Below are 26225 nucleotides of genomic sequence, written 5' to 3'. Positions count from 1 at the left end.
TGACGTCGCCGCTTGACGCGGTTCAGCCCGCGGCGTCGACGGCGGCGGGGGAGAGCAGGTGGGTCAGGGCCATGGTGGCGCAGCCGGTCAGGCCCGCCTCCTCGCCCAGGCGGCTCGGCTCGATGCGGAGGCTGCGGGTGGCGAGGGCCGTGCACCGCTGGTAGACGACCTCGCGCAGCCCCGCGATCAGCGGCTCGTCCGCGCCGACCAGGTCGCCGCCGAGGACGACGACGGCCGGGTTGAGGAGGTTGACGGCGGTCGCGACGACCTCGCCGATGCGGCGTCCCGCGTCGCGGAGGAGGGCGACGGTGGCGGGGTCGCCGGAGCGGGCCAGCGCGGCGAGGCCGGGCAGGTCGTCGGCGGGGGAGCGGGCGAGCAGCGCGGTGCCCCCGGCGATCGCCTCGACGCAGTTGACGTTGCCGCAGCGGCACGGCGCCGGGACGGGCGCGGAGATCGGCACGTGGCCGAGCTCGCCCGCCGCGCCGAGCGCGCCGCGCTGGATCCGGCCGCCCGCGATCAGTCCCGCGCCGATGCCCGTGGACACCTTGACGAACAGCAGGTCGTCGACGCCGGGGTGGGCGCGGTGCTCGCCGAGCGCGGCGGCGTTGACCTCGTTGTCCAGGTAGGCGGGGACGCCGAAGCGGGCGGCGATCGGCGGGCCGACCTCGACGCCGTCCCAGCGCCCGGGGGCGTGCTCGACCGCGTCGGGGACGCCGAGCCCGACGCCCCGCACGGTCGCCGCCCCGATCCCGGACGCGGCGAGCAGCGCCTCCCACTCGTCCAGCAGGCGGGGGAGCGTCTTGCCGGGGGACGTGTCGGCCGGGGGCCCGTCGGTGCGGGCGAGGACCGTCCCGGCGAGGTCGCACACGGCGAGCTGCCCGCGCGACTGCCCGAGGTTGGCGACGAGGACGGTCCCGCCCGCCGCGTTGAACTCCAGCCGGACCGGGGGCCGTCCGCCCGTGGACGGCCCGTCGGCGCGCTCCACGACGAGGCCGCGCGCGATGAGCGCGGCGACGCGGGACGCGACCGCCGGGCGGGACAGCCCGGTGATCCGGCCCAGCTCGGCGCGGGTGGCGACGCCGTCCTCCCGGATCAGCCGGAGCAGGTCGCCTGCGGTGGACGGACGCGTGACGGGGCGCGGCATCCGGCCAGTCAAGCACGCCCTCATTCGGTACGTCCAGGTGGCCTAACCAGCAGACTTTCGTAAGAACAACTTCAAAAGTCGGCTTGTGTCCGTTACGTATGTCTCGGTAGCTTGACCAGTCGGAGAAGGCGAACCCCCTGGTCTGGAGCGTTCCTATGGCTGTCCATCCCGTGGTGGCGGAAGTGACCCGGCGCGTCGCCGAGCGGAGCGCCGGGACGCGCGACGCCTACCTGGCCCGGATCCGGGACGCCCGGACGCACGGCCCGGCGCGCGGCGGCATGGGCTGCGCGAACCTCGCCCACGGCTTCGCGGCCTGCGGCGTCCAGGACAAGCTGTGGCTGCGCGGCGACGTCACGCCCAACATCGCGATCGTGTCGGCGTACAACGACATGCTGTCCGCGCACCAGCCGCTCAAGGACTACCCGGACGTCCTCAAGGGCGCGGTCCGCGCGGCGGGCGGGACGGCGCAGTTCGCGGGCGGCGTCCCCGCGATGTGCGACGGCATCACGCAGGGCCGCGCGGGCATGGAGCTGTCGCTGTTCAGCCGGGACGTGGTGGCGATGGCGACGGCGGTGGCGCTGTCGCACGACATGTTCGACGGGGCGCTGCTGCTCGGCGTGTGCGACAAGATCGTCCCAGGGCTGGTGATCGGGGCGCTGTCGTTCGGGCACCTGCCGGTGATCCTGGTGCCCGCCGGGCCGATGGCGTCCGGGCTGCCGAACGGCGAGAAGGCGAAGGTCCGCAAGCGGTTCGCGGCGGGCGAGATCGGGCGCGAGCAGCTGCTCGCGGCGGAGGCCGCGTCCTACCACTCGCCCGGCACCTGCACCTTCTACGGGACCGCCAACTCCAACCAGCTCCTCATGGAGGTCATGGGCCTGCACCTGCCGGGGGCGAGCTTCGTCCCGCCGGACACGAAGCTGCGGGAGGCCCTGACCGAGGCGGCCGGACGCCGCGTCCTGAAGCTCACGAACCTGGCCGACGAGTACACCCCGATCGGCGAGCTGCTGGACGAGCGCGCGTTCGTCAACGGCGTCGTCGCGCTGCTCGCCACGGGCGGGTCCACGAACCACACGCTGCACCTCGTCGCGATGGCGGCGGCCGCGGGCATCGAGCTGACCTGGGACGACTTCGACGAACTGTCCGCCGTGACGCCGCTGCTGACCCGCCTCTACCCGAACGGGACGGCCGACGTGAACCACTTCCACGCGGCGGGCGGGACGGCGTTCCTCATCGGCGAGCTGATCGACGCCGGGCTCCTGCACGAGGACGCCCGCACGGTCGGCGGCGCCACCCTCGCCGCCTACCGCAAGGTGCCCGAGTTCGCGGGCGGCAAGGTCGAATGGCGGGCGGCGCCGGGGGAGTCGGGCGACCGGGACGTCCTGCGCCCGGTCGCGGAGCCGTTCGACAGCCACGGCGGCCTGCACACCGTCCGCGGCAACCTGGGCCGGGCCGTCGTCAAGGTGTCGGCGGTGCGTCCCGAGCACCGGACGATCGAGGCCCCGGCCCGCGTGTTCGACTCGCAGGAACTGCTCCAGCGCGCGTTCGCCGCCGGTGAGCTGGACCGGGACGTCGTGGCGGTCGTCCGCAACCAGGGGCCGCGCGCCAACGGGATGCCCGAGCTGCACCGGCTGACGCCGCCGCTGTCCGTCCTGCAGGATCGGGGGCATCGCGTCGCGCTGGTGACGGACGGCCGGATGTCCGGCGCGTCCGGGGCGGTCCCGGCCGCGATCCACGTGTCGCCGGAGGCGGCGGCGGGCGGGCCGCTCGCCCGCGTCCGCGACGGGGACGTCGTCCGGCTCGACGCGGACGCGGGGGTGCTGGAGGTCCTCGTCCCGGACGAGGAGTTCGCCGCCCGCGAACCCGCCGCCGGTACCGCGTCCGAGACCTGGGGCACCGGGCGCGAGCTGTTCGGCGCGTTCCGCCACGCCGTCGGCCCGGCGGAGCGCGGCGCGGGAGTGTTCGCGTGACCGGCCCGCGGGGCACCTGGCTGATCGCGGACGTCGGCGGCACGAACGCCCGGTTCGCGCTGGTCGACGGCCCGGACGGCGCCCCCTACCGGATCAGGTCGCTGCCGACCCGCGAGCACGCCGGGCTCGCCGAGGCGGCCGCCGCCTACCTCGCCCGGTACGCGCCGGACGTCCGGCCGTCCGCCGCGTGCCTCGCGGTCGCCGGACCGGTCACCGACGGGACGTTCCACCTCACCAACGCGGGCTGGCCCAAGGGGACGCCGGAGGAGGTGCGGGCCCGGCTCGGCGTCCCGTACCTGGACGTCCTCAACGACTTCGAGGCGCTCGCCCTCGCCCTGCCGCGCCTGGGCGAGGGCGACCTGGTCGCCGTCGGCGGCGGGAGCCCGAACCCGGACGCGCCGAAGGCCGTCCTCGGGCCGGGCACCGGGCTCGGCGTCGCCGGGCTCGTCCCGACGCGGTCCGGGTGGGTGCCGCTGGCCGGTGAGGGCGGGCAGGTCGACCTCCCGGCCGCGACCGGCCGGGAGTTGGACGTCGCGCGGCTCCTCCGCGAGGAGAAGGGCACGGCGACCGCCGAATTCCTCCTCTCCGGGGCCGGCCTGGCCCGCATCCACCGCTACCTCGCCGCGCTCGACGGCGCCGACGCGCCCGCCCTCACTGCCGAGCAGATCACCGAGCGCCGCGACGACCCGCGCTGCGCCGAGGCCCTCGGCATGTTCTGCGCGCTGCTCGGCTCGCTCGCCGGCAACGTCGCGCTCACGCTCGGCGCCCGCGGCGGCGTCTACCTCGGCGGCGGGATCCTGCCGCGCATCGCGGACGTGCTCCGCGGCAGCGCGTTCCGCGAGCGCTTCGAGGGGAAGCCACCCGTGGAGGAGTACATGCGCGGCATCCCGACCTCGCTGATCGTCCATCCGGGCCCGGCGCTCGCCGGGGCCGCCGTCCGGCTCGCGCAGAGCGTGCCCGAACCGCATCCGGCCGACGCGCGGCCGAACGATCAGGGCCCGAACAGCCGGAGCCCGAACGACCGGGGTCCGAACGACCCGCACCCGACCGACCTGGAGCCCGCATGATCGCCGATGAGCTGTTCGACCTCGCGCCCGTGATCCCGGTCGTGGTGCTGGACGACGCGGACGCCGCCGTCCCGCTCGCCCGCGCCCTGCTGGACGGCGGGCTGCCCGCCGTCGAGGTGACGCTGCGCACCCCGGCGGCGCTGGAGGCGATCGCGCTGATCGCCGCCGAGGTCCCGGACGCGGTGGTCGGCGCGGGCACGGTCGTCCGGCCCGAGGACGCGGAGCGGTCCGCCGCCGCCGGGGCCCGGTTCCTCGTCAGCCCCGGTTGCACGGAGCGGCTCCGCGCCGCGATGCTCGCGACCCGGCTGCCGTTCCTGCCGGGCGCCGCGACCGGGTCCGAGGCGATCGCCCTGCTGGAGGACGGCGTCACCGCGATGAAGTTCTTCCCCGCCGAGCCCGCGGGCGGGACCGCGTACCTGAAGGCGCTCGCCGGGCCGCTGCCGCGCGCGAGGTTCTGCCCGACCGGCGGCGTGACGCCGCGGAACGCCGCCGAGTACCTCGCCCTGGACAACGTCGGATGCGTCGGCGGGACGTGGCTCACCCCGGCCGACGCGGTCCGCGCGGGCGACTGGGACCGCATCCGCGCCCTCGCCGCCGAGGCCGCCGCCCTCCGCCCGGCCTGACGTCCCGAACCGCCCGTCACGAACCGGCATGTCACAAATCGCGGCCCCGGCGGCGTCTCAGGGGCATGACCACCACATCGACGCTCGAGGACCTACGGAAGCGGCGCGCCGTCATGCTGACGTCCTACCGCCGGGACGGGACGCCGGTCGGCACGCCCGTCAGCATCGTCGTGCGCGGCGAGCACGCCTACTTCCGCACCTACGACAAGGCGTTCAAGGCGAAGCGGCTGGCGCGCAACCCCGAGGTGGAGATCGCGCCGAGCACCACCAGGGGGAAGGTGATCGGCCGGGCGACGCGGGGGCGCGTCCGGCTGCTCAGCGAGGAGGAGGCGCGCCCGGTCCGGGGGATGCTGGCGCGCAAGCACCCCTTCCTCCAGGGCTTCGCGGTGCCGCTGTTCCACCGGATGAAGCGCTACCGGACGCTCCACTACGAGGTCACGCTCGATCGGGACTGACGGCGCAGTGCGGGCAGGGACCGGCGGTGAGGGGCCGCCCGCCCGCGTTCGGGACGAGGTCCATCCGGAGCCGCCCGCAGGCGCAGCGGATCCAGACGACGACGCCGTCGCTGGTCAGGTGCCGGGAGAGGATCGTGTTCTGGTCGCTCATATGAGCAGTCTGCGACCGCCCGACCGTTGCCGTCCATTTCAGATTTCCTCATGTGATCGTGCAAAATGGTTGCATGATTGATCTGCGGCGGCTGCACATGCTCCGGCTAGTCGACCAGTACGGGACGGTCACGTCGGCGGCGGAGGCGATGCACCTCACCCCGTCGGCGGTCTCCCACCACCTGCGCGAGCTGGCGCGGGAGCTGCGGGTGCCGCTGCTGGAACCGCAGGGCCGCAAGGTGCGGCTCACCCCGGCGGCGCAGATGCTCATCGTCCACGCGGACGGGCTGCTCGCCAAGTGGGAGGAGGCCCTCGCCGACCTGGAGTCGCACCGCGCCGGGGTCACCGGACCGCTGCGCATGTGCGGGTTCACGACGGCCGTCGGCGGGCTGATCGCCCCGGCCGCGGGCGCCCTCCACCGCGCGGACCCCGATCTCGTCATCGAGGTCCGCGAGTGCGACACCGACGTGGCCATGGGCCTGCTCGCCGCCGGGGAGACCGACATCGCGGTCATCGAGCCGACCCCGGACGCGCCCCCGCCCGGCGACCCGCGCTTCGACCGGGAGCCGCTGCTGGAGGAGGCGCTCGACCTGATCGTCCCGGCCGGGCACCCCCTCGCGCGGCGGACCGGCGTCCGGCTGGAGGACGCGGCCGGCGAGGCGTGGATCAGCGTCCAGCCGGAGGCGTGCGCCCACCACCAGCAGGTCATGACGTACTGCGCGGCCGCCGGGTTCACGCCGCGGATCGCGCACAACGCCACCACCTGGTCGGTGATCTGGGCGCTGGTCGCGAACGGGCTCGGCGTGTCGCTCGTGCCCCGGCTGGCCGCCGGGCCGTCCGACCAGCCGGTGGTCCGGGTGCCGCTGTCCGGGGACGGCGTCCCGAAGCGGCGCGTGCTGACCTGCGTGCGGCGGGGCAGCCGGGCCAACCCGCTGATCGCGCGCGGGCTGGTCGCGCTGCGCGCCGCCGTCCCGGACCGCTGCACGCTCGTCGCCGCCTGACCGTCACCCCGCCCGGCCGTCACCCCGCCCGGCTTTCACTCCGTCCCGATCGCGCGCAGGACGTCCATCCGGGCGGCCCGGCGGGCGGGCCACACGGCGGCGATGACGCCGAGCACGGCCGCCGCCGCGACATAGGCGGCGAGCCGCGCGTAGGGCACGGCGAGCACCTCCATGCCGCCGTCGCCCCTGGTCAGCGCCCGCTGCAGGACGACGCCCAGCACGATCCCCGTCCCGACGCCGAGGACCCCGCCGAACAGCGAGACGACGACCGCCTCGTACCGGATCATCCGGCGGAGCTGCCCGCGCCCCATCCCGACGGCGCGGAGCATGCCGATCTCCCGCGTCCGCTCCGACACGGCGAGCGCGAGCGTGTTGACGATCCCGAGCGCGGCGACGAGCACCGACAGCACCAGCAGCCCGAGGACGAGGTCGAGGAACAGGTCGATCTGCCCGGCGGCGTCGGCCCTGACCTGGGCGCGGTCCTTCACCTCCAGGTTCGGCCAGGGGGCGAGCGCCCGCTCCAGGGCGGCCCGGTCGGCGCCCGCGCCGTCGATCTCGACGCGGTCGATCGGGGCGTCGGGGTCGTGCGCGCGGTAGCCGTCCCAGCCGATGATCATGCTGGGCGCGGACGGCGTCACGGACGGGCGGTCCCCGTACACGCCCGCGACGCGGAAGGCGCGTCTCGTCCCGTCCTGGTACCGGCCGGGGATCGTCGTCCCGACGCGCCAGCCCTGGGCCTTCGCGACGCTGCGGCCGACGAGCAGTTCGTCCGTGCTCGGGGCGCGCGTGCCCTCCTGGAGCGGGAGGCGGAAGTGGCCGAGCAGCTCGCCGGGCGCGCCCGCCGCCGCCGTCTGCACGGAGCCGTCCAGGTCGAGCCGGGCCGTGCGGATCGGGATCGCCGCCCGCACGCCGCCGACCCCCGCCACCGCGCCGGTCGCCGCCGCCGGGATCGGCGTGATCTGGCTCCGCCCGGTGACCTGGTAGTCGGCGGTGAGCCCGGCGGCGAGCTGGCGGTCCGCCGACGCCGCCATCGACTGGAGGAGCACCGACACCGCCGCGATCAGCGCGAGGCCGATCGTCAGCGCGGACGCCGTCGCCGCCGTCCGGCGCGGGTCGCGCAGCGCGTTCCGCCCGCCGAGCCGGCCCGTGCTCCCGCCGAACCGCGCGACCGGCCAGGCCAGCGCCCGGACGGCCGGACGGCTCAGCACCGGCGAGACGACGATCGTCCCGGCGAACACGGTCAGTGACCCCGCCCCCGCGAGGGTCAGCGCGGCCTTGTCGTGCGCGCCGAGCCCGGCCGCGATCAGGCCGCCGCCCGCCGCGAGCACGGCCGCGCCCGCGAGCGTCCGGGTGCGCAGCGGGCGGGGCGCGACCGCCCCCTCGCGGAGGGCGGCGACCGGCGGCACCCGCGCCGCGCGGCGCGCCGGGACGGCGGCGGCGGCCAGCGTGACGAGCGTCCCCACCGCGTACGAGGCGACGACGGCGGACGGAGGCACCGTCGGCGGCCCGAACGGCAGCGGCTCCCCGCCGGTGAGGAGGGACGTCAGCCGCGCCAGCCCGGCCGCGACGCCCGCACCCGCCGCGAGGCCGAGCGTCGACCCGGCCAGCCCGACCCCGGCCGCCTCGCCGAGCACCGACCGCGTCACCTGCCCGCGCGACGCGCCGACCGCGCGCAGCAGCGCCAGCTCCCGCACCCGGCCGCCGACCAGCATCGCGAACGTGTTGAAGATGATGAACGACCCGACGAACACCGCGATCACGGCGAAGGCCAGCAGGAACGTCCGTAGCACCTTGAGGATGTCCTTGAAGGAGTCGGACTGCTCGGCGATCGCCTGCCGCCCGGTGATCGCCTCGAAACCGGGCGGGAGCGTCGCCGCGACCGCGTCGCGAACCCGCTCCTGCGGGACGCCGCCGTCCGCGTGGACGACGATCCGCGCGTACGTCCCCGGGTGGTCGGACAGCAGGCGCCCCGCGACGTCCGGCGCGAACGCGGTCATCGAGAGCTGGTCGCTCAGCGCCGAGTCGCCGACCTCGAACAGGCCGGTGAGCCGGAACGTCCGCGTCCCGGACGCCAGCGCGACCGCGACCCGGTCGCCGATCCGGTACCCGGCCGCGCGGGCGGTGGTGACGTCCACGGCGACCTCGTCGGGGGCGGCGGGCGGCGTCCCGGCCGTGAGGCGCGGCAGCGACAGGTCGGGGTCGCCGTCCCAGGCGACGCCGGTCTGCGGCTCCGCGCCCGCGATCGTCCCGCGCCGGTCGACGACGGCGGCGAACCCGGTGACGACCCCGTGCGCCTTGGCGACGCCGTCCGCCCGCCGGACGGCGTCCAGCACCGCCGCCGGGACGGGGCGCTCCGCCGCCCGCTCGCCGAGCCCCGGCTCGAACGCCCGGTGCGCCCGGACGATCACGTCCGTGCCGCGGCCGAGGTCGTCGAAGGCCCGGTCGAACGAGCGGTCCAGCGTGGCGGAGAAGATCAGCGTGCCGGCGACGAACGCGACCCCGGCGACCACCGCGACGCCGGACAGCAGCAGCCGGGCGCGGTGCGCGGCCAGGCCGCGCAGGACGAGCTTCAGCATCATGCCGCCGATTCCAGCCCGCGCGGGCCGGGCGGCGGCAGCGCGGAACGTCGCGTCCGCCCACGACGAACGGCCCCCGGACGCGACTTTCGTAGGGGTGCCCGCGCGGGGACGGGTGCGTACGGTGTGGTCATGCGATCGCCGCGTCCCGTCCTCGCGTGGCTTCCCGTGCGGCTCCCCGCGTGGCTCCGTCCGGACGGCCGTCCCCGCGACCTGGTGGCCGACGCCGCCGTCGTGTTCGCCGGGGCCTACCTGACCTGGTGGACGGTCACCGCGCCGGGCTCCGTCGTCCGCTGGCACGGCGGCGCGTCCCTCGCCCTGATGCTGGTCCCCGCGCTGGCGCTGGCGTTCCGCCGCCGCGCCCCGATGACGGTCGCCTGGCTCACCGCGGGCCTCGCCGCGCTCTACTGGCTCACCGAGATGGCCGCGCCCGGCACGCTGCTGCGCGTCCACGCCGACCACTCGCTCAGCGCCGCCGTGTGGTGGCCGCCGACCGCGCCGCTCGCGGCCTACGCGGCGATGGCGTTCCCGCGCGAGGGCGGGCGGCCCGTCTGGGTCCGCGGGCTGCCGGTCGCGGCGCTGCTCGTCCCGATCGGCTGCCTGGACGACGTCCTCCCCGACGCGGCGATGCGGCGGTTCGCCGCCGCCGAGACCGGCACCGTGAACGCCCTCGTGTTCCGCAGCGTCGCCGTCGTCTTGGGCGCCGCCCTGCTCGGCATGTACGCGGCGGCGCGCCGCCGCGTCGTGCAGGGCCTCACCGAGCGGGCCGAGCGCGCCGAGCGGGAGCGGCACCTGCTCGCCGAGCGGGCCCGCGCGGAGGAGCGCGCTCGGCTCGCCGCCGAGATGCACGACGTCGTCGCGCACCGGGTGACGCTCATGGTGCTGCAGGCGGGCGCGCTGCGCGTCCGGGCCCCGGACGAGCGGACCCGCGCGGCGGCCGAGGAGCTGCGCGGCGCCGGGTGCCAGGCGCTCGACGAGCTGCGCGACGTCATCGGCCTGCTGCGGCGCGGCCCCGGCGCGCCTCCCGCCGCCGCGCACGGCCCGCTGCCGGACCTGTCCGCGCTGGTCGCGGAGTCGGCGTCGGTCGGCGTCCCGGTCGAGCTGGCCGAGCACGGCGAGCCGCCCTCGACGTCGCCCGCCGTGGGACGCACCGCGTACCGGGTCGTCCAGGAGGCGCTCACCAACGCGCGCAAGCACGCGCCGGGCGCGGCCGTCCGGGTGGACGTCCGCTACCGCACCGACGGGGTGACGCTTACCGTGCGGAACACGGCGCCGTCTGGCGAGCCGGACGCCGACCTAGCCGCCAGCGGCTCCGGGACGGGCCTCGCCGGGCTCCGCGAGCGCGTCGAGCTCATCGGCGGGACGTTCGAGGCAGGCCCCGACCAGGAGGGCTTCCGCGTCGAGGCGTCCCTGCCCGCCTACCTGCCGGTGGGAGCGCCGTGACCGCGGCGAAGCGAGGATCACGGCGCCGTCCTCCCAGGGCTCAGCGAGGTGGGACGCCGTGATCACGGTTCTGCTCGTGGACGACGAGCCCATGGTCTGCGCGCACCTGCGCACGATCCTCGGCGCGGCCGACGACGTCGAGGTGGTCGGGGAGGCGCACGACGGGGCGGCGGGCGTCGAGGCGGTCGTCCGGCACCGGCCGCACGTGGTGCTGATGGACCTGCGCATGCCGGGCGTGGACGGCCTCGCCGCCATCGAGCGCGTCGCCGCGCTGCGCTCCCCGCCCGTCGTGGTCGCGCTGACCACCTTCGACGCGGACGAGTACGTCATCCGGGCCCTGCGCGCGGGCGCGGCGGGGTTCCTGCTGAAGTCGACGCCGCCGGAGGACCTCGTGAAGCTCGTCCGGGTCGCCGCCGACGGGCACACGGTGCTGTCCGCCGCCGCGACGACGCGGCTGCTCGGCACGGCGGGCGCCCGCGCGGACGGCCGCGCCCGGACCCGCGACCTCCTCGGCGGCCTCACGGGACGCGAGACCGAAGTACTCGGCTGCCTCGGCGAGGGGCTGTCCAACGCGCAGATCGCGGGCCGCCTCCACCTCAGCGAGGCCACCGTGAAGGGCCACGTCTCCCGCCTCCTCGACAAGCTGGGCTGCGCCAACCGGACGCAGGCCGGCCTCCTCGCCCGGGACGCCGGCCTGCGCTGAGCCCGTCGGACGGGACGCGGCGGTCACGCGCGGTGCCGCGACCGCCGCGTCCCGAACGCCAGCATGACCGCCTTCACCACCCAGACCACCAGCGCGATCTGCAGGACGGCGAGGACCCCGGTACCCGGCCCGACCGTGAGGGCGAGCACCAGGAACACCCCGAGCATCAGCGGGAACACCGGGAAGTGCGGCCCGTGCCGGTGGCGCCGGGACAGGTGCCGGTGATGGCGCTTCCACGCGGGGTGCCCCGGCCCGCCGAACATCACCGCCGCGCCCTGCTCCCACGACACGGCGGGCGCCGGTCCGGGATCGGGCAGGCCGGTGGGGGACGGCAGATCGCGGACGAGCGCCCGCAGGTCGCCGCGCGTCCGGGCGGACAGCACGGCGTCGAGCCGCTCGTCGAGTTCGGCGCGGTCGAGGCGTCCCGCGGCGAAGTGGTCGTGCAGGGCGAGCGTGACCGCGTCGCGTTCGGCGTCCCCGATCCGGATCTCATCCTGGCGTGCCATGGTCACTCCCCGGTGCTCGGCCCAGCGGCGGTCGGCCCGGCGTCGCCGTCGGCCCCGCCGTCGTTCCCGCCTTCGCCGTCGGCGTCGCCGGGCGCGTCGTCGGCGAGGATGCGGTAGAGGTCGCGGCGCGCCCCGGAAAGGACGACCCGCGCCTGCTCGACCTGCTCGGCGGAGCCGGAGTGGACGATCTGCATCACCGCGGCCCCCGTCTGCGCGGCCTGCTTGAACAGCTCGGGGACCCCCTCGCCGAACTCGGGCGTCATCTCCGCCCACGGCTCGGCCAGCCGGTCGGCGTTCTCCTCGACGTGGGCGCGGCCCTCGTCGGTGAGGTGGAACGAGCGGCGCCCGCCGGACTCCTCGCCCGCGATGAGGCCCTCGTCCGCGAGCTGCTGGAGCGCCGGGTAGACCGCGCCCGGACTGGGCTTCCAGGCCCCGTCGCTGCGCTCGTTGATCTCCTGGATGATCTGGTAGCCGTTGCGCGGCTCCTCGGCGAGCAGGACGAGGATCGCCGCCCGCACGTTGCCCTTGCGCGCCTTGGCGCCGCGCCCCCACGGGCCGCCGCGCCCCCGCGCCCATGGCGGACGCGGCCCGAAGCCGAACGACGACGGCCCCCACGGTCCGCCGGGACCGGGCCCGCCGGGCCCGTGGGCGCCGGGTCCGCCGCCGAACAGGGCGCCGAACGGGAAGTCGCGCCAGGGGCCCCGGCCGTGCATGTGCCCCATGTTCTCCACCTGCCTTCTGAGATCTCTCTATGAGCTCTCGCGATACGACAACGATATATCGAAGACGTACTGTCGCGCCAGATGGTTCCCCGCGGACCGTCCCTGCCGGATGCTTTGCTGGTAGCCGGGTCCGGGGCCGCGCGCCGGAGCCGGGCATGATCCATAAATCCCGTCATCGCCGTCTGATCGCCAGCAATCCTGGGTAACAGCGGTAAAGGGAGGGCCATGGGCACACACGAAGCGGTGACCGCGCGCGACGCGGTGCCCGCCCCGGTGGACGCGGCGCGCCGCCCGCTCCGCGTCCGCCGGGAGCTGCTCGCGGGATTGCTGCTGTTCTCGCTGTACGCGTTGGTCACGCGGCTCCCCGAGCAGGGCAGGACGGCGGCGGCGCGGGCCCACGGCGAGGCGATCTTCCATCTGGAGAAGTCCCTGCGCCTGGACGTCGAGCCCGCGCTCAACGGGTGGCTCGCCGACCGGTCGGTGCTGCGCGTCCTCGCGAACTACGAGTACGCGATCACCTACATCGCGAGCGCGCTGGCGCTGCTGGTGTGGCTGTTCCTCCGCCATCCCGAGCGGTACCGGACGGCCCGCAACGGGTTCATCCTGCTCAACCTCGGCGGGCTGACCTGCTTCGCGCTGTACCCGGTCATGCCGCCGCGCCTGATGCCCGACCTCGGATTCGTCGACACGGTCCTGCTCGGCAGGACGTGGGGGTCGTGGGGCTCGCCGATGGTCGAGCATGCCGACAAGTTCGCGGCCGTCCCGTCCCTGCACATGGGCTGGACGCTGTGGGTCGGCGTCGAGCTGGCCCGGGTGCACGCGCGCCGCTGGGTGCAGGTGGTGAACGCGGCGCACGTCCTCGTCACGCTGTACGTGATCCTCGCGACCGCGAACCACTACATCCTGGACGCGGCCGCCGCCGTCCCGTTCGTCGCCGCCGCCGTGTACGCGGCCGACCGCATCGGGCGCGCGCCGTCCGCCCGCGTCCAGGGCCCGGACGCGTTCTTCCTCGCCGTCGAGACGCCCGCCGCGCCGCAGCAGGCCGGCGGCGTGATCATGCTGGACACCGAGCGGGGGCCCGTCCACCGCGAAGACCTCGTCCGCGTGATCCAGGAGCGGCTGGACGGGCTGCCCCGGTTCCGGCAGCGGCTCGTCCGCCGGGGGCGCTGGCGCCGTCCCGTCTGGGCCGACCACGACCCGGTCGACTGGGAGTGGCACGTCCCCGAGCGGGACGTCGACGGCATGGCCGGGCTGCGCGCGCTGGTCGCCGAGATCCAGTCCGAGGCGCTGCCGCTCGACCGCCCGCCGTGGCGGATGGTCGTCGTGCATGGCGCCGAGCCCGGACGCACGGCCGTCGTCTACCTGATGCACCACGTCGTCGCAGACGGCGTCGGGATCGTCGCCCAGGCGATGTACCTGATGGAGCCGCCGCCCGACAACCTCGGCGCGAAGTTCCCGCGCAAGCCGTTCCAGAAGGCGCTCGCGACCGTGGTCGGGCTCGGGCAGCTCGCCACGGCCGTCACGAGGCCGGAGCCGCTGCCCGCGAGCGGGACGTCCGACCGCCGCTTCGGCACCATGCAGCTCCCGCTGAAGACCGTGCGGGACGTCGGCCGCCGCTACGGCGCCCGCGTCACCGACGTCGTGCTGTGCGCGGTCGCGGGCGCGCTGAACCGGGTCGTCAGCGAGGAGGACGGCAGGCCGGGAACGTGCCGCGTCGCCGTCCCGCTGATGATGCGGCCGCCGGGCAGCGCGATGGTCGGCAACCACACCACCGCCGTCATGGTCGACCTCCCGATCGGGAAGATGGCCGAGCCCGACCGGCTCGCGCTGATCGCGGAGCGCGGCCGGGTGCTGCGCTCCGGCACCCGCGCGCAGGCCGCCTGGTTCGTGATGTGGCAGGCCGGACGGATCATGCCCGCCCCGCTGCACGCCCGCTTCGCCCGCATGTCCTACAGCGGCCGGTTCCTCCAGGGGACGGTGTCGAGCCTCCCCGGACCGGACAAGCAGCTCTGGCTGGCGGGCGCGCCGCTCACGGCCGTGTTCCCGATCGTCCCGCTGGCGCCCGGCGCGCCGCTGGCCATCGCGGGCCTCGGCGTCGACCGCGACCTGTGCTTCGGCCTCTCGCTCGACCCGGGCCTCACCGACGACGCCGACGCGCTGATGGACGCCGTCCGAGACATCATCGAAGAGTTGAGGGACGAACCCGAGTGACCCGCGGTGACCGGAGAGCGGTCAGAGGCTGCGGACGGCGCGCAGCGACTCCTTGAGCGAGCCCATCGTCGCGAACACGGCGGTGGGCTCGTAGCCGCAGTGCGCCATGCAGTTGGCGCAGCGGTCGTCGCGCCCGCGGCCGTAGGAGTCCCAGTCGGTGGTGTCGAGAAGCTCCTGGTAAGTGGCGGTGTAGCCGTCCTCCATCAGGTAGCAGGGACGCTGCCAGCCCTTCAGCGAGTACGACGGGATCGCCCACGCCGTGCAGGGGAAGTCGACCTTCCCCTCCAGGAAGTCCAGGAACAGGGGCGAGTGGTTGAACCGCCACTTCTTGCGGCGGCCGTCCGCGAACGCCTTGCGGAACAGCTCCCGCGTCTCCTGGACGCCGAGGAAGTGCTCCTGGTCGGGCGCCTTCTCGTAGGCGTACGCGGGCGAGATCATCATCTGGTCGACGCGCAGGTCGTCGTTGAGGAAGTCGAGCACGTCGATCACGGTCTTCGGGGTGTCGGTGTTGAACACGGTCGTGTTCGTCGTCACCCGGAAGCCGCGCTCGCGGCACGTCCTGATCGCCGCGACGGCCTGGTCGAACACGCCGTCCTTGCAGACGGACGCGTCGTGCCGCTCGCGCAGCCCGTCCAGGTGGACGGCCCACGCGAAGTACCGCGACGGCTCGAACATGTCGATCTTCTTCGGGATGAGCGCCGCGTTCGTGCAGAGGAACACGTACCGCTTCATCTTGACCAGCTCGGCGACCAGCTCCCCGATCCGCGGGTGCATGAGCGGCTCGCCGCCCGCGATCGACACCATCGGCGCGCCGCACTCGCGGATCGCGGCGACGGCCTGCTCCACCGGCATCCGCTGCTTGAGCACGTCCGCCGGGTGCTGGATCTTGCCGCAGCCCGCGCACGCCAGGTTGCAGGCGTACAGCGGCTCCAGCTCTACGAGCAGCGGGAACCGCTTGCGCCCGGCCAGGCGGTTGCGCAGCACGTACCCGCCGATGCGGAGGCTCTGGCGCAGTGGCATCGCCATCTCTCACGACCCCTTCAGGTAGCGGCCCAGCGCGCTGAGGGGGAACACCAGGCGGTACAGGTGGTAGTTGATGTAGAAGTAGCCGGGGAACCCGGTGCCGGTGAAGTGGTCCTCGTCCCAGGTGCCGTCCGGGCGCTGGCGGTCGACGAGCCAGCGGACGCCGCGCTCGGTGGCCTCCCCGCGCTCGCCGGCGGCGAGCAGCGCCAGCAGCGCCCACGCCGTCTGCGACGCCGTCGACGCGCCGTGCCCCACCCACGACCGGTCGCGGTAGGACCGCAGGTCCTCGCCCCAGCCGCCGTCGTCGCGCTGGTGGCGTACCAGCCAGCCGACCGCGTCCCTGATCGCCGGCTTGTCGGGGCGCACCCCTGCCGCGATCAGCGCGGGAACGACGCTGCCCGTCCCGTACACGTGGTTGGCGCCCCACCGGCCGAACCACGAGCCGTCCGGCTCTTGCGCCTTGAGCAGCCACACGACGGCCCGCTTGACGAGCAGCGAGTCGGCCATGCCGCGGTGCGCCATCGCCTCCACGACGTGCGCGGTGACGTCCGCGGACGGCGGGTCGATCACCTCGCCGAAGTCGCAAAACGGCAGCCTGCGGCACAATGCGCGGGTGTTGTCGGCGTCGAACGCGGCGAACCCGCCGTCCTTCGACGCCATCCCGGCCATCCAGCGCACGCCCCGCTCGATCGCGGGCTCGGCCAGCGGATGCCGGACGCGGTTCAGCGCGATCACCGCCTCGGCGGTGTCGTCGACGTCGGGGTACACGTCGTTGTCGAACTCGAACGCCCACCCGCCGGGCGGCAGGCCGGGACGCCGCACCGACCAGTCGCCGGGCCCCCTGACCTCCTCGCCGATCACCCAGCCCGCGGCCCGCTCCAGCGCCGGGTGCCCGGCGGGCAGGCCCGCGTCGGACAGCGCGGTCATCGCGAGGACGGTGTCCCACACGGGCGACTGGCACGCTTCGAGGCGGCGGCCCTTGTCGTCCCTGATCGTGAACCGTTCGAGGCCGTCGAGCCCGCGCTGGACGACGGGATGGTCGACGCCGTAGCCGAGCAGGTTCAGCGCGATGAGCGAGTACACCCACGGCGGCTGGATGCCGCCCCAGGAGCCGTCGCGCTCCTGCCGCGCGACGATCCACTCGGCGGCGCGGCGCAGCGCGGCCCGCCGCAGGCCCTTCACCGGGCGGCGCTCGTACACGTGCAGCGCCCGGTCGAGGGTGTGGAACGCCATGTCCCAGCCGGGCCGGACCCGGTCGCGCGGGCGCGGCGCGTCGGAGCCGGGGTACAGCTCGTCCAGCGCGAACGGCAGCGGCCGGACGGGACGCAGCGCCGCCACCACCGTCAGCGGCACGATCGTCTGCCGCGCCCAGCACGCGAAGTCGTACACGTTCAGCGGGAACCAGCGCGGCAGGAAGATCATCTCGGGTGGCACGACGGGCAGCTCGTCCCAGGGCCAGCGGCCGAACATCGCCAGCCAGAACCGGGTGAACACGCGCGTCGCCGGGATCCCGCCCGCGCCGCGGACGTGCGCGGCGGCGCGGAGCATGTGGTCGGCGTCCGGCGGGTCGCCCGCGAGCCGCAGCGCCACGTACGCCTCGACCGTCGTCGACAGGTCGGGCGGGCCGTCGTGGAAGTTGGCCCAGGAGCCGTCCGCGCCCTGCTGCGACCTGATCCAGCGGGCCGCCTCACGGGTGTCGTCGTCGGTGCGGATGCCGAGGAACTCGCGGAGCAGCATGTCCTCGGCGTCCATCGTGACGTTGGTCTGGAGCTCGCCCTTCCACCAGCCCCGCGGGGACTGGAGGAGCAGCAGGTGCTCGCGGGCGGCGTCCAGCGCGTCCGCCGCCGTGCGGGGCTCCGTGGCGTCCGTCGGCTGGGGTGTCTGCTGGGTGGCTGTCATTCAGTGGTCCCGGCGGGTGATGAAGTCGGCGATGTGCAGGAACTCGGCGCGGACGGCGTCCGGCAGCCGCGCCGTGACGAGGTGCTCGGCGGCCCGCTGGATCCGGCGCTCGGCCTCCAGCTCCGCCCACGCCCGCCCGCCCGCCGCCTCGACCAGCGGCGGGATCGCGGCGAGCTCGTCCTCGGTCCGCTCCGGCTGCGCGTACAGCTTGGCGAGCCGCTTCGCCTCCGGCCCGTCCGCGTTCAGCGCCGCGACGACCGGCAGCGACATCTTGCGGGACCGGACGTCCGACAGCGCGGGCTTGCCCGTCGCCGCCGGGTCGCCCCACAGGCCGAGCAGGTCGTCGACGAGCTGGAACGCGATGCCGAGGTCGGCGCCGAACGCCTCCAGCGCGTCCGCCAGCGGCTCGGACGCGCCGTCCAGGACGGCCCCGATCGAGCAGGAGCAGGCGATCAGCGCGGCCGTCTTGTCGGACGACATCGTGAGGCACTCGTCCACGCCGATCTGCCGGCGCGTCTCGAAGTCCATGTCGAGGGACTGGCCCGCGATGAGCCGCCGGGTCGTCACCGCCACCGACCGCGCCGCCCGCGAGGAGCCCTGGCCGGGCGCTTCGAGCAGCACCTCCAGGGCGAGCGCGAGCAGCGCGTCCCCGGCGAGGATCGCGGACGGCTCGCCGAACACCGTCCACGCGGCGGGACGGTGCCGCCGCGTCCGGTCGCGGTCCATGATGTCGTCGTGCAGCAGCGAGAACGCGTGCACCAGCTCGACCGCGACCGCGCCGGGCAGCCCGCTCTCCGGCGGCGCCAGCGCGGCCCGCGCGGACAGCAGCGCCAGCGCGGGGCGCAGCGCCTTCCCGGCGGGCGCGTCGCGCGGGTGCCCCTCCTCGTCGGCCCAGCCGAGGTGGTAGGCGGCGACGCGGTAGGTGCGCGGATCGAGCCGCCCGACGGCGGCGCGCAGCGCCCCGTCGACCAGCTCGCGGACATCGGTCATCGAGACCGGAACGGCTGTCATCGGTCCCTCACCCCTTCCAGGTGGCGACGGACCAGCCGCGCGGCGGTGAGGCCGCTGCGCACTGCTCCCTCCATCGTGTCTGGCCAGCCCGTGTCGGTCCACGCGCCGGCGAGGAACAGTCCAGGCGCCCGCGTCGCCGCGCCGGGCCGGGCCGCGGCGGAGCCGGGACGCTGCCGGAACGTCGCCCGCCGCTCCCGCGTGACGAACACCTCCCGGACGCCGGCGTCCCGCGCGGCGGGCAGCAGCCGCCGCAGCTCCGGCAGGAACCGGGCGCGCAGCTCGGCGGCGGGCATGTCGATCCAGCGGTCCGCCGCCGACAGCGACACCGCGAGGTACTGGCCGGAGCGCAGGCCGCTCACGGCCGTCCGGTCGAACACCCACTGCACGGGCGAGCCGACGGCGGCGGCGAACGGGGCGTGCCGGGGGACGCGGGCCCCGCCGAGGGCCGGGCCGTGCAGCACCTTGCGGTCGTAGACGACGTGGACGTTCACGATCGGGCTGGCGTCCAGCTCGTCCCAGCGCAGCGGGTCGGGCAGCGCCTGCGCGGGCAGCAGCCGCGCCGCCGCCTCGTGCGGCACCGCCATCACCACCGCGTCGGCGGCCATCGGGACGCCGTCCACGACGACCTTCGGGTCGGTCGTGACGGCCTCGACCTTCGCCTTGAGCCGGACCGTCCCGCCCATCTCGGCGATGCGGCGCAGCGCGGGCCCGCCGTGCAGCTCGTCCAGCGGGACGAGCGGCACGCCGATGTCGGCGGCGTCCGGACGGCCGAACAGCGCCCGCCGGCACACCATCGCCGACAGGCCGAGCGCGGCGTCGTCCACCTCGGCGTTCAGCGCGGACGTGAGGAACAGCCCCCACAATGCCTGCCGGGCCCAGGCCCGCTGGCCGCGCCCGGCGAGCCACGTCCCGGCCGCGACGCCGTCGAGCTCAGGGTCGTCCGGGTCGAGCCGCCGCAGCGCCGCCGCCGCGCGGACGGCCCGCGCCCGGTCGGCGACCGGCAGCGGCGCGTACCGGGCGAGGGCGGGCAGGAGATGCAGCGGGCTCGGCAGGTTGGAGCGGCGGAGCCGTCCCGGCTCCGTTCCGGGGCGCAGCACCGGGACGTCGAACCGGTCCTGCACGTCCACGAGGTGCTCGGCGCGCAGCCTGCGCAGCAGTCCCTGGTAGGCGGTGCAGCACCGCAGGAACACGTGCTGCCCGTTGTCGACGCGCAGGTCGCCGCGCGCGAACGAGTGGGTGGCGCCGCCGAGCCACGGCCGCGACTCCACCAGCGTGACCGGCACGCCGGACTCCTGGAGCGCGACGGCCGCGCTGATCCCGGCGAGGCCGCCGCCGACGACCACGACGCTCACCGCTCCACCCCCGACATCGCGCGCGCCGCCACCACGGCCTTCTGCCACGTCGGCAGCGACAGCCGGGTGTTCAGCGCGGCCGACGGGCGGGCCGCGATGTTCTCCAGCAGCCGCCGGTAGATGCCCGCCATCGCCGCCGTGCAGGCGGCGCTGCGCCGGTCGAGCAGCGGCAGCAGCCGCATTCCCTCCGCGTACCAGGCCCGCGCCCGGTCGGCCTGGTAGGCGACCAGCTCGTCCAGCCGCCGGGGCGGGTCGGCGAACCGGCCGGAGGAGTCCAGGGCGAGCGTGCAGCCGAACCGCTCCAGGTCCTCGGCGGGCAGGTAGATCCGCCCGGCGAGCCGGTCCTCGCGCAGGTCGCGCAGGATGTTGGTGAGCTGGAGCGCGACGCCGAGCGAGTCGGCGAGGCCCTCCGCGCGCTGCCTGCCGTCCGAGCCGAACACGCCGAGCGAGAGGCGGCCGACCGTCCCGGCGACGCGCTGGCAGTAGCGCAGCAGGTCGTCGAACGTCTTGTAGTCGGCGCCGCGGACGTCGTCCTCGCAGCCGTCGATCAGCTCGTCGAACGCCTCCAGCGGGATCGGGTGGCGGGCCGCCGCGTCCGCGAGCGCGATCAGCACCGGGTGGCCCTCCAGCGCCCGGGCGTCCGCGCGGGAGCGCAGCACGTCCTGGACGGTCGCGAGGCGCCGCCGCGACCGGTCCAGCAGGTCGAGCCGGACGCACGCGGGCTCGGGGCCGTCCCCGATGTCGTCGACGCCGCGGGCGAACGCGTAGACCGCGCTCATCGCCCGCCGCTTCGGGCCCGGCATCAGCCGGATCCCGTAGGAGAAGTTGCGGGCCTCCTCGCGGACCACCCGCTCGCAGTGCCGATAGGCGTCCTGGACCCCGTCGGCGCCCGTGCGGACCTCCGAAACCGTCATCGCCATCCCCTTCCCAACCCCCGTGCCCATCCGGCGAGGAGTCCGGCCCGGCGGGGCCGGAGCCGGCGCGCGAGGACGTCGTAGCGGCCGCGCTCCAGCGCGTCCAGCGCCGCGTGCCCCCCGGCCACGTAGCCCGCGACGGCGACCCGGGCCCAGCCGGTCAGCCCCGCCGCCAGCGGCGCGGACCCGCCGGTCAGCAGGTCGCGGGCGCGGCGCGCCTCCAGCGCGAGGACGCCGCGCAGCCGCGTCGGCGTCACCGCGCGGCCGAGGTCGTCCTCCGCGCAGCCGAACCGGCGCAGGTCCTCGGCGGGCAGGTAGATCCGCCCGGCCCGGTGGTCCTCGCCGACGTCCTGGCAGTGCTCGATGATCTGTAACGCGGCGCACACGTCGTCGGACGCCGCCACGAGGCCCGGCCGGTCGGCGCCGAACAGGCGCAGCACGACGCGCCCGACCGGGGCGGCCGACAGGGCGCAGTACCCGATCAGGTCCTCGAACGTCTCGTACCGGTGGACGGCCTGGTCCTGCCGGTTGGCGCGGATCAGGTCGCGGAACGGGTCCGCCGGGATCGCGTGCGCCCGCACCACCGGCGCCAGCCGGCGGAGCTGCGGCAGGGCCGGCGTCCCGCCGTCGTACACCCGGTCGAGGTCGTCGTCCACGAGGCCGAGCAGTTTCGCGCGCTGCTCCGGCGGCGCCTCGTCGCCGATGTCGTCGACGAGCCGCGCGAACCCGTAGAGGGCGCGCAGCCCGGCCCGGTGCCGTGCGGGGAGCAGCCGCGCCGCGACCGGGAAGTTCTCCCGGGCCGCCAGCCGGTCGAGCGCGGCGTCGTGCTCGTCGAAGCTCCAGGGCGATTCAATGATCACCCCCAGAAGATCGTCCGGACCGGCACTAAAGAAACTCTGGCCCAGGTATGGACTTCTTGAAACGCCGCTTGCCCGGGCCGGACCGTTCCAGAGTCCGCGCCGCCCCGGGGGTTGACCTTCGCCCGGTCGTCCCGGGACGTTTCCTCAGGTCAGCCGGGGGAGAAGGTGGAACGCGACGGCGAGCGGACCGCCGTCCGGGGCGCCGCCGTCCTCGGTCGTCCACACCTCGGACAGGACGGACACGACGAACCCCCACGCCTCGACCCGCTCCCTCGGCATGCCGAGGCCGTCCGCGAGCTGCTCGATCCGGGCCGGGAGCAGCCTGAGCTTCTCCGCGCCGCGGTCGCCGGGGTCGGGGTTGTAGAGGAGCGCGCCCGTGTCGTAGCCGGGGTCGCCGACGTAGCCGTGCGGGTCGATGGCGAGCCACGGCTCGCGCTCGGCCCGCAGCACGTTGTCGTGGTGCAGGTCGCCGTGCAGGACGACCCGCTCGCCGTCCGCGCTCAGCTCGGCGAGGAGGCCCGCCGCCCGCTCGACCAGGTGCCGGGGGAGCGGGTCGTCGCCGTGGAAGCGGTCCAGGTGCCCGGCGAACGACGCGCCCTCCGTCTCCGCCAGGTCGGGGAGGGCGCAGTCGGGGGGCGGCTTCCGGTGCAGGCGGCGGATCACCTCGACGACGGCGGCGGTGGCCTCCTCGTCCCGATGCGGGACGAGGTCGCGCGCGAGCGTCCCCGGCGTGGCGCGTTCCAGCAGCAGCGCGCCCCGCTCCGCGTCGTGCGCGAGCAGCCGGACCGCGCCGCGCCCGCCGAAGATCCCGAGCGCCGCCGCCTCGTGCGCGAGGTGGCCCGGCCCGGTCGGGCCCAGCTTGAGGACCGCCGGGGCGCCGTCGTTCGTGGTGGCCTCCGCGACCCAGTGGTAGCTCAGCGCGAAGGGCTCGCCGACGCGCAGGTCCCAGTCGCGGGCGACGGCGGCGGCGGTCCGGGGCAGGTCGTCCAGCCAGCGGCGGCCGTCCGCGCCCCACGCGCCGAGCGCGTTCCGGACCAGGACGGGAGGGGGAACGATCATGGAGCCCACTCTGCCATCCGCCGGTCGGTCTCGGGTGATGCGCGAGACCGGGATCACCGCCCCGGTCGACTCGGCGAGTTCACCGGGCGCGCCCGCGCCGACGACGGGACCTGGATCGCGCTCGACGGCCTGACCGGCTGGGCCGAGGAGTCCCGCCAGCGCTGGTGACCGCCGGATCAGGCTTCGCGGCGGCTGAGGATGTAGGCGGCGGTGAGCGCGACGGCCCGGTCGTCGTCCCGCGCCAGCTCCGCGAGGGCGCGGGTCGTGGTGCCGCCCGGGACGTCCGCGAGCGCCTCCGTCAGCCGCCGCCGCGCGGACGGCCCGGCGGCGCCGAGGCGGTCGACGAGCCCGGCGGCGACCTGCTCGGTCAGCGCGGGATCACCGGCCAGGACGCCCAGCGCGTCCGCCGCCTCGACGTCGTTCACCTCCTCGACGACCATGTCGACGAGCGTCGTCACCGCGTCGGCGGCGCCGTCCCCGCCGAGGGCCCCGCGCGCGCCGAGCGCCAGGGCCGCGCGCCTGCGGACCGCGAGGTCGGGGCTCGCGAGCGCGTCCCGCAGCAGCGCCGCCGCCGCGCCGCCCGGGATCTCGGCGACGGCCCGGACGGCGCGCTCCCGCACCCCGGCGACCGGCGAGCCGAGGCCCTCCGCGAGCAGCGGCAGCCCGGCGTCGCCCGACCGCGCGAGCGCCCATCGCAGGGCCCCGGCGACGTTCGTGTCCGTCTCGCTCAGCACCGCCTCGACCAGGGCGTCCACCGGCATCGGGGTCTCGTCGGCCGAGGACAGGGCGGCGCGCTGGCGCGTCCCGGCGCTCTCCGAGCCCAGGGCGTGGAGGAGCGCGACGGTCTGCAGGACGTCCGCCCAGTCGGCGGGGTCGGCGGCGCCGATCCGCTGGAGCCGGGTGAGCAGTTCCGTCTCGCTCGCGATGCGCTCCCGCGTCCGGCGGACGAGGTCGTCGACGAGCGCCGAGGGCGTGAAGCCGGGATCGTCCAGCGCGGACCCGACCTCGCGCAGCGACAGCCCCAGCGAGCGCAGGCTCTCGATGTGGAAGATCCGGCGGATGTCCTCGCTGGAGTACTCCCGGTAGCCCGCCTCGGTGCGCCCGGTCGGCCGCACCAGCCCGAGCGACTCGTAGTGCCTGAGCATGCGGGCGCTCACCCCGGACCGCCGCGCCACCTCACCGATCAGCACCGCCTATCCGCCCTCCCGCCCCGCCGTGCCGAGGGCCACGACGCGCTTCGCCTCCTCGACCGCCATCTCGAACCCGGCATCGGGGTCATGCCACAGACGCTCCGTCGCAATCGCGTGCCGGCGCACGGCCGGGTCGGGATGCGTCGCCGCCGCGCTCAGGACGGGGAGGATCGCCTCGCCGAGCGCGATCAGCGCCCGGCTGAGGCTGAGCCGCGTCTCGCGCCCGCCGCGTCCGAGCTGCGTCGCCAGAACCTCGGCCAGCTCGGGTTCCGCGCCCTCGGGCACGAGCGCGACCGCCGCCCGCCACGCGCTCCGCGCCACCTCGGCGTCGGCGTCGGTGAGCAGCGCCCGGGTGATCGCGGGCCAGGCCCGCCGGTCGCCGATCTTGGACAACGTGTGCAGCGCCTGGCTCCGCGCTTGTGCGCTCCCCGAGCCGAGTTCCTCGATGAGCCCCGGCAGCGTCAGCGACGGCGGATGGCGGGTGAGCGCCCACGTGAGTATCTCGCGCACGAAGAACTCGGGCTCGACCTCCGACCTCTCGATCAGCTTGCCGACGAAGCCCGCGTCCGGGTGCGTGCCGACCGCCATTGCCGCCTTCAACCGCACCTGCGGGTCGTCGCTCTCCAGGGCCCGGAGAGCCCGCCCCACGTCCTGCCCGCTCATCGGACCACCTCCTCGGCACAGTGAAGCCCTTGCCACTGTGTCAAGGTCAAGCGGTCCTACCCGAGGCGTTCTGTCAGGTGAACGGTGACGTCGTCGCCCTCGCCCTTGCCGAGGGCCTGGCGGAGCTCCGCCTTCACGGCCAGTTTGTGGTTGCCGTCGCCGAGCGCCATGAACGATCCCTGGAACGGGTGGCCGTCGATCGTCCCCTTGACCTTGACGAGGCCCCGCGTCTGGAAGAACTCCGCCGACTCGGGCCAGATCACATAGGTCCAGCCGCCTTTGGCGGGGCTCTTCCGCAAGGTCGCCGTGAACTTCTTGTCGAGCGCGTGCTGCTTCGTCATTTCGCGTCCCTTCCTCGGGTCTTACGGGTGCAGACCGTCCGGGACGCCGGAACTCATCGGTGTGTGGGCCGCCCCCGCGGGGGCGGCCCCGGGTCCTACGGGATCTGGGACACCTTCAGCGCGAACACCTGCCGCGCGTCATTCGTCTCGGTGTGGCACCAGAGCCAGTCCTTGTTGACGTCGTAGGAGACGTCCTCCGGATAGGGAGGCAAGGTGATCGGGTACTGGACGTAGCTCCCCGGCTTCCAGGTGAGCAGGTCCCCGGCCGCGTTGTTGGAATTGCTGCGCGCCAGGTAGAACTTGCCCTTGATGCACGTCCCGCCCTGCATCCGGTCGATGTCGACCACCGCCGCGAACGACGGCTCGGCGACGCCCGAGGTCTCCTTGAGCTTGCGGGTCGTGGCGTCGATGTCCCATTTGAACAGGCGGCTCGCCCTGTCCGCCGTCTCCATGAACTCGCCGATGACGATGCTGTCGGGGGTCGACGTCCGGTCGAGCGAGATCCAGGAGTATTGCACTTCCGGCTGGTTGTGCACGATGGAGTTGTACGCGGACGACTGCGGCAGCACGAAGGCGTAGTTGTGCGCCTGGTACGTTCCGTCGGGCTGCCGTCCGATCTTGTCCTGGTCGCCGTTGGACGTGACCGCCAGCAGGTCCTTCATGTCGAACACGCGAAGGCCGTTGTAGGTGTCCGCGACGTACAGCAGGTCGCCGTACCACATGATGCCGCCGGCGTGGATCTTGATGGCCTTGAAGTCGGGCGTGAGCACGCTGCCGGTCGGCTCCACCAGGAGGACGTGCCGGTAGGCGGGCTTGGACGGGTCCGTCATGTCGACGAAACTGACCCGTACTCCCTTGTTCGTCGCGTGCCTGCTGTACCAGGACGCGAGCTGGACCTCCCGTCCGTTGTACTTGCCGTCCTGGTGGTAGTCGGCGCTGGTCGTCAGCCCCTGCGGGACCCAGTTGTCGTCGTTGCGGTCGCCGTCCTGCCAGAACCAGTGGTCGGCGCGGGGCGGGTTGTCCGGGAGCCCCCCGTCCGTGCCGTGCCGGTTGGCCGAGTCGAGGACCTGGTCGACGCTGCGGCTCGGGAGCGTCCGCTTGAGCGCCTTGACCAGGTCGGCCCACGTGATGTCGCGGTCCAAGGGCTTCTCCATGAAGACCAGCCCGAAGTTGTCCTTAGGCGGGTAGGTGACGTCGAGCAGGGACGTCCGGGGGGACGGACCGGCGAGCGCCCCCGCACCGTCCAACGTGCTCCCGAGCGCGAACACGGCCGGAGCCGCCGCCATCCCCTTGAGCAGAGTCCTCCTCTTGATCATCATGCCCGCACGGTAGACATCCCGACATT

General features: G+C 75.1%; 24 protein-coding genes. 8 read left to right on the top strand and 16 right to left on the bottom strand.

Annotated features, from left to right (window positions below):
* Positions 1-22 precede the first annotated feature (22 nt).
* Entirely contained in the window at positions 23-1144 is a 1122-nt protein-coding gene (locus FXF68_RS27900; protein WP_148764266.1) for an ROK family transcriptional regulator, read from the bottom strand.
* A gap of 155 nt (positions 1145-1299) precedes the next feature.
* On the opposite strand from FXF68_RS27900, the gene edd reads away from it, so the two are divergent.
* The 4 genes from edd (at position 1300) to FXF68_RS27880 (ending at position 5256) form a co-directional block, all read left to right on the top strand.
* On the top strand, positions 1300-3111 hold the full coding sequence (gene edd / locus FXF68_RS27895) for a phosphogluconate dehydratase (protein WP_148764264.1): 1812 nt from the start codon (positions 1300-1302) through the stop codon (positions 3109-3111).
* Positions 3108-4178, top strand: coding sequence for a glucokinase (gene glk, locus FXF68_RS27890; protein WP_148764262.1), 1071 nt, complete (start codon positions 3108-3110; stop codon positions 4176-4178). Before edd ends, glk begins: the two co-directional genes overlap by 4 nt.
* Positions 4175-4801 carry a bifunctional 4-hydroxy-2-oxoglutarate aldolase/2-dehydro-3-deoxy-phosphogluconate aldolase gene (eda, locus tag FXF68_RS27885; protein ID WP_148764260.1) on the top strand — a complete coding sequence of 209 codons (627 nt, stop codon included), beginning with the start codon at positions 4175-4177 and terminating at the stop codon, positions 4799-4801. Before glk ends, eda begins: the two co-directional genes overlap by 4 nt.
* 65 nt (positions 4802-4866) lie before the next feature.
* A complete protein-coding gene (locus FXF68_RS27880) occupies positions 4867-5256 on the top strand; it encodes a PPOX class F420-dependent oxidoreductase (protein WP_148764258.1) in 390 nt (129 codons plus the stop codon).
* On the opposite strand, the gene FXF68_RS42600 is transcribed toward FXF68_RS27880, so the two are convergent.
* Entirely contained in the window at positions 5237-5407 is a 171-nt protein-coding gene (locus FXF68_RS42600) for a hypothetical protein (RefSeq protein ID WP_187438140.1), read from the bottom strand. The two genes, FXF68_RS27880 and FXF68_RS42600, sit on opposite strands and share 20 nt — an antisense overlap.
* Before the next feature lie 73 nt (positions 5408-5480).
* Here FXF68_RS42600 and FXF68_RS27875 point away from each other — a divergent pair, with 73 nt between their 5' ends.
* Positions 5481-6407 carry a LysR family transcriptional regulator gene (locus FXF68_RS27875; protein WP_246178978.1) on the top strand — a complete coding sequence of 309 codons (927 nt, stop codon included), beginning with the start codon at positions 5481-5483 and terminating at the stop codon, positions 6405-6407.
* Between the two features lie 35 nt (positions 6408-6442).
* Here FXF68_RS27875 and FXF68_RS27870 read toward each other — a convergent pair whose 3' ends face one another.
* Positions 6443-8986 (bottom strand): FtsX-like permease family protein, encoded by a 2544-nt coding sequence (locus tag FXF68_RS27870; RefSeq protein ID WP_148764256.1) that lies wholly within the window; start codon positions 8984-8986, stop codon positions 6443-6445.
* A 129-nt stretch (positions 8987-9115) separates the two neighbouring features.
* On the opposite strand from FXF68_RS27870, the gene FXF68_RS27865 reads away from it, so the two are divergent.
* Complete coding sequence (locus FXF68_RS27865) at positions 9116-10426, top strand: sensor histidine kinase (protein ID WP_222870118.1); 1311 nt, start codon at positions 9116-9118, stop codon at positions 10424-10426.
* Positions 10427-10484: 58 nt separating this feature from the next.
* On the top strand, positions 10485-11129 hold the full coding sequence (locus FXF68_RS27860) for a response regulator (protein WP_148764254.1): 645 nt from the start codon (positions 10485-10487) through the stop codon (positions 11127-11129).
* 23 nt (positions 11130-11152) lie between these two features.
* On the opposite strand, the gene FXF68_RS27855 is transcribed toward FXF68_RS27860, so the two are convergent.
* Together FXF68_RS27855 and FXF68_RS27850 are read right to left on the bottom strand one after the other, a co-directional pair.
* Positions 11153-11635, bottom strand: a complete 483-nt coding sequence (locus tag FXF68_RS27855) for a DUF1707 SHOCT-like domain-containing protein (RefSeq protein WP_148764252.1) — start codon at positions 11633-11635, stop codon at positions 11153-11155.
* A 2-nt stretch (positions 11636-11637) separates the two neighbouring features.
* Entirely contained in the window at positions 11638-12357 is a 720-nt protein-coding gene (locus FXF68_RS27850; protein WP_148764250.1) for a PadR family transcriptional regulator, read from the bottom strand.
* Between the two features lie 225 nt (positions 12358-12582).
* On the opposite strand from FXF68_RS27850, the gene FXF68_RS27845 reads away from it, so the two are divergent.
* Positions 12583-14568 carry a bifunctional phosphatase PAP2/O-acyltransferase family protein gene (locus tag FXF68_RS27845; RefSeq protein ID WP_148764248.1) on the top strand — a complete coding sequence of 662 codons (1986 nt, stop codon included), beginning with the start codon at positions 12583-12585 and terminating at the stop codon, positions 14566-14568.
* Positions 14569-14589: 21 nt separating this feature from the next.
* On the opposite strand, the gene hpnH is transcribed toward FXF68_RS27845, so the two are convergent.
* The 11 genes from hpnH to FXF68_RS27790 form a co-directional block, all read right to left on the bottom strand.
* On the bottom strand, positions 14590-15594 hold the full coding sequence (hpnH, locus tag FXF68_RS27840) for an adenosyl-hopene transferase HpnH (RefSeq protein WP_148352398.1): 1005 nt from the start codon (positions 15592-15594) through the stop codon (positions 14590-14592).
* 3 nt (positions 15595-15597) lie between these two features.
* On the bottom strand, positions 15598-17490 hold the full coding sequence (gene shc, locus FXF68_RS27835; RefSeq protein WP_148764246.1) for a squalene--hopene cyclase: 1893 nt from the start codon (positions 17488-17490) through the stop codon (positions 15598-15600).
* Positions 17491-18501: a polyprenyl synthetase family protein gene (locus FXF68_RS27830; protein ID WP_148764244.1), complete on the bottom strand. Its 1011-nt coding sequence runs from the start codon at positions 18499-18501 to the stop codon at positions 17491-17493.
* Positions 18498-19853, bottom strand: coding sequence for a hydroxysqualene dehydroxylase HpnE (gene hpnE, locus FXF68_RS27825; RefSeq protein WP_246178977.1), 1356 nt, complete (start codon positions 19851-19853; stop codon positions 18498-18500). The genes FXF68_RS27830 and hpnE overlap by 4 nt, the downstream gene beginning before the upstream one ends.
* Complete coding sequence (gene hpnD, locus FXF68_RS27820) at positions 19850-20767, bottom strand: presqualene diphosphate synthase HpnD (protein WP_148764242.1); 918 nt, start codon at positions 20765-20767, stop codon at positions 19850-19852. Before hpnD ends, hpnE begins: the two co-directional genes overlap by 4 nt.
* Positions 20764-21627, bottom strand: coding sequence for a squalene synthase HpnC (gene hpnC / locus FXF68_RS27815; protein ID WP_148764240.1), 864 nt, complete (start codon positions 21625-21627; stop codon positions 20764-20766). Before hpnC ends, hpnD begins: the two co-directional genes overlap by 4 nt.
* A gap of 144 nt (positions 21628-21771) precedes the next feature.
* Positions 21772-22686, bottom strand: coding sequence for an aminoglycoside phosphotransferase family protein (locus FXF68_RS27810; RefSeq protein WP_148764238.1), 915 nt, complete (start codon positions 22684-22686; stop codon positions 21772-21774).
* A 176-nt stretch (positions 22687-22862) separates the two neighbouring features.
* Positions 22863-23876, bottom strand: a complete 1014-nt coding sequence (locus FXF68_RS27805) for a MerR family transcriptional regulator (protein ID WP_148764236.1) — start codon at positions 23874-23876, stop codon at positions 22863-22865.
* A 3-nt stretch (positions 23877-23879) separates the two neighbouring features.
* Positions 23880-24539 (bottom strand): HEAT repeat domain-containing protein, encoded by a 660-nt coding sequence (locus FXF68_RS27800; RefSeq protein ID WP_148764234.1) that lies wholly within the window; start codon positions 24537-24539, stop codon positions 23880-23882.
* A 56-nt stretch (positions 24540-24595) separates the two neighbouring features.
* Positions 24596-24880: a DUF1905 domain-containing protein gene (locus tag FXF68_RS27795; protein WP_148764232.1), complete on the bottom strand. Its 285-nt coding sequence runs from the start codon at positions 24878-24880 to the stop codon at positions 24596-24598.
* A gap of 95 nt (positions 24881-24975) precedes the next feature.
* Entirely contained in the window at positions 24976-26199 is a 1224-nt protein-coding gene (locus FXF68_RS27790; RefSeq protein ID WP_148764230.1) for an LVIVD repeat-containing protein, read from the bottom strand.
* Between the last annotated feature and the right edge of the window lie 26 nt (positions 26200-26225).

Source organism: Actinomadura decatromicini, from assembly GCF_008121305.1.
GTDB lineage: Bacteria > Actinomycetota > Actinomycetes > Streptosporangiales > Streptosporangiaceae > Spirillospora > Spirillospora syzygii.
This window is presented reverse-complemented; position numbering and strand designations above follow the sequence as displayed.

What these genes read in the sequence shown, in the direction of transcription:
- FXF68_RS27900 (WP_148764266.1), bottom strand. Translation starts at nt 1,144, where the DNA reads ATGCCGCGCCCCGTCACGCGTCCGTCCACCGCAGGCGACCTGCTCCGG.
- FXF68_RS27800 (WP_148764234.1), bottom strand. Translation starts at nt 24,539, where the DNA reads ATGAGCGGGCAGGACGTGGGGCGGGCTCTCCGGGCCCTGGAGAGCGAC.
- hpnH (WP_148352398.1), bottom strand. Translation starts at nt 15,594, where the DNA reads ATGGCGATGCCACTGCGCCAGAGCCTCCGCATCGGCGGGTACGTGCTG.
- FXF68_RS27810 (WP_148764238.1), bottom strand. Translation starts at nt 22,686, where the DNA reads ATGATCGTTCCCCCTCCCGTCCTGGTCCGGAACGCGCTCGGCGCGTGG.
- FXF68_RS27845 (WP_148764248.1), top strand. Translation starts at nt 12,583, where the DNA reads ATGGGCACACACGAAGCGGTGACCGCGCGCGACGCGGTGCCCGCCCCG.
- FXF68_RS27790 (WP_148764230.1), bottom strand. Translation starts at nt 26,199, where the DNA reads ATGATGATCAAGAGGAGGACTCTGCTCAAGGGGATGGCGGCGGCTCCG.
- FXF68_RS27830 (WP_148764244.1), bottom strand. Translation starts at nt 18,501, where the DNA reads ATGACAGCCGTTCCGGTCTCGATGACCGATGTCCGCGAGCTGGTCGAC.
- FXF68_RS27855 (WP_148764252.1), bottom strand. Translation starts at nt 11,635, where the DNA reads ATGGCACGCCAGGATGAGATCCGGATCGGGGACGCCGAACGCGACGCG.
- FXF68_RS27795 (WP_148764232.1), bottom strand. Translation starts at nt 24,880, where the DNA reads ATGACGAAGCAGCACGCGCTCGACAAGAAGTTCACGGCGACCTTGCGG.
- FXF68_RS27865 (WP_222870118.1), top strand. Translation starts at nt 9,116, where the DNA reads ATGCGATCGCCGCGTCCCGTCCTCGCGTGGCTTCCCGTGCGGCTCCCC.
- shc (WP_148764246.1), bottom strand. Translation starts at nt 17,490, where the DNA reads ATGACAGCCACCCAGCAGACACCCCAGCCGACGGACGCCACGGAGCCC.
- FXF68_RS27850 (WP_148764250.1), bottom strand. Translation starts at nt 12,357, where the DNA reads ATGGGGCACATGCACGGCCGGGGCCCCTGGCGCGACTTCCCGTTCGGC.
- edd (WP_148764264.1), top strand. Translation starts at nt 1,300, where the DNA reads ATGGCTGTCCATCCCGTGGTGGCGGAAGTGACCCGGCGCGTCGCCGAG.
- FXF68_RS42600 (WP_187438140.1), bottom strand. Translation starts at nt 5,407, where the DNA reads ATGAGCGACCAGAACACGATCCTCTCCCGGCACCTGACCAGCGACGGC.
- hpnD (WP_148764242.1), bottom strand. Translation starts at nt 20,767, where the DNA reads ATGACGGTTTCGGAGGTCCGCACGGGCGCCGACGGGGTCCAGGACGCC.
- FXF68_RS27875 (WP_246178978.1), top strand. Translation starts at nt 5,481, where the DNA reads ATGATTGATCTGCGGCGGCTGCACATGCTCCGGCTAGTCGACCAGTAC.
- FXF68_RS27870 (WP_148764256.1), bottom strand. Translation starts at nt 8,986, where the DNA reads ATGATGCTGAAGCTCGTCCTGCGCGGCCTGGCCGCGCACCGCGCCCGG.
- FXF68_RS27880 (WP_148764258.1), top strand. Translation starts at nt 4,867, where the DNA reads ATGACCACCACATCGACGCTCGAGGACCTACGGAAGCGGCGCGCCGTC.
- eda (WP_148764260.1), top strand. Translation starts at nt 4,175, where the DNA reads ATGATCGCCGATGAGCTGTTCGACCTCGCGCCCGTGATCCCGGTCGTG.